The sequence below is a fragment of the Mesorhizobium sp. M1A.F.Ca.IN.020.06.1.1 genome (assembly GCF_004023265.1).
In the GTDB taxonomy this organism is placed as follows: Bacteria; Pseudomonadota; Alphaproteobacteria; order Rhizobiales; family Rhizobiaceae; genus Mesorhizobium.
Window position 1 is genome coordinate 1 of sequence record NZ_RZSR01001110.1, and the last position, 1,780, is coordinate 1,780.

Consider the following 1,780-nt stretch of genomic DNA (forward strand, 5'->3'; position numbering starts at 1 on the left):
GCGGCGGGGGGGGGGTGGGGCGCCGACCTCTCATTCAAGCACGCAGCGCGGGAAGTAGAACGACACCACCCAGTTCGGCATGTCGACGATCTCGCTGATCCTGAGATCGCCGCAGACCGAGACCAGCATATAGGCGTCGACCGGGTCGAGCTTGTATCGGCCGGCCAGCAGGTCGACCATCTGACTGACCGCCTGCTTGGCGCCGGTCATCAGGTCAGGCGCGATCCCGGTCGTCACCTCATAACCTTTGGCGTCGAGATGCCGCGTCACCGGGCCCGGCGTGGTGAAGCGCGGCGTCTTCAGCCGCGCGTCCTTCACCAGGTCGAGCTTGAGCACGACGTCCATCGGACTCTCGATCGCAGTGCCGCACACTTCGCCGTCGCCCTGCGCGGCATGCGTGTCGCCGACCGAAAACAGCGCGCCTGCCACTTCCACCGGCAGATAGAGAATGGTGCCGGCGGCAAGGTCCCTTATGTCGAGATTGCCGCCGACGCGCCGCGGCGGCACCACCGAATGGTGGCCCATCTCGCCCGGCGCGTTGCCGATCGTGCCGGCAAACGGCTTCAGGGGCACGCGGCCTTGTCTGCCGAACAGCGCCGGCTCGAGCGAGCCGGGGTCATATTTCCAGATGTTGAGTGCCGGCTCCTTGAAGTCGTCGGCAAGCAGACCGAAGCCCGGAATGTTCGCCGTCCAGCCGAAGCCGGACGGCTTGAACATTTCGATCGTCACCTTCAGCGCGCCGCCGGGCTCGGCGCCCTCGACGAAGATCGGCCCGGTCACCGGGTTGATCATGCCGAAATCAAGATTGGCGATATCGCCGACGGTGCTGTCGGCCTTGAGCTGCCCGCCGGAAGAATCCAGGCACTGGAACTCGAGCGTCGAGCCAGGTGCCACGCGCTCGGCCGGGGCAAAGGAATTGTCCCAGCCGAAGTGGTGATGGCGCCCGTGGATGGTGTAGTCGCAGTTACTGCACATCTTTCACATACACATTGTCGTAGTTGATCGGGATATGGACCGGGTCGACATAGAGATTGTCGGCGCCGCCCATGCGGGCCGACTTCAGCGTGAAGCGCTGCTCGTTGAAGACCGGCGCCCAGGGTGCGTCCTCCATGATCTTGTCGTAGATCGCGCTCCACATCTTCTCGCGATCCGCGGACTTTGCCGGATCGACGACCGAATCGGCCTCGGCCGCCTTGGCGTCGAGATCCTTGTTGCAGTACCACGCCCAATTCCAGCCGCCCGGCACCGCGCCGGCGCAGCCGAGGATCGGTCCGTAAAAGTTGGACGGATCCGGGAAATCGGCGATCCAGGCCATGCCGCCCGACCAGATCATCGGCGCGCCGGACTTGTCGCCGCCGGCGGCAATCACGTTGGCCTGGGCGAGCGATTGGATGCTGGCCTTGATGCCGATGGCCGCCAGATCCTGCTGGATCGCCTGCGCGATACGCGGATTGGGGTCGGTGTTCATGGCGAACAACTGCGTTTCGAAGCCGTCGGGGTGGCCGGCCTCGGCAAGCAGGGCCTTGGCCTTGGCGACGTCATAGGGGTAGCCCTTGAAAGCTTTGTCGTAGCCGGGCATCGACGGCGGCAGCGGCTGATTGGCCGGCACCGCGCGGTTGTTGATCATCTGAACGATGCGGTCCTTGTTGATCGCCATGTTCACCGCCTGGCGCACCTTCACGTTGTCGAAGGGCGGCATGGTGGTGTTCATGGTGATGTAGCCGGTGTGCAATTGCCCGCCCACCACGACGCGGGCCTTCTGCTCCGGATCGTTCATCAC

General features: G+C 64.7%; 2 protein-coding genes. Both read right to left on the bottom strand.

Annotated features, from left to right (window positions below; all coding sequences use genetic code 11):
• Positions 1-30: 30 nt before the first annotated feature.
• Positions 31-975 (bottom strand): acetamidase/formamidase family protein, encoded by a 945-nt coding sequence (locus EOA60_RS31470; protein ID WP_128312512.1) that lies wholly within the window; start codon positions 973-975, stop codon positions 31-33.
• The coding region (locus EOA60_RS31475) for an ABC transporter substrate-binding protein (RefSeq protein WP_245502660.1) at positions 965-1,780 on the bottom strand (816 nt) is incomplete at its 5' end. The genes EOA60_RS31475 and EOA60_RS31470, both read right to left, overlap by 11 nt.

Bases quoted from the DNA above. Each gene is read 5' to 3' on its own strand.
- EOA60_RS31470 (WP_128312512.1), bottom strand. From the start codon at position 975: ATGTGCAGTAACTGCGACTACACCATCCACGGGCGCCATCACCACTTC.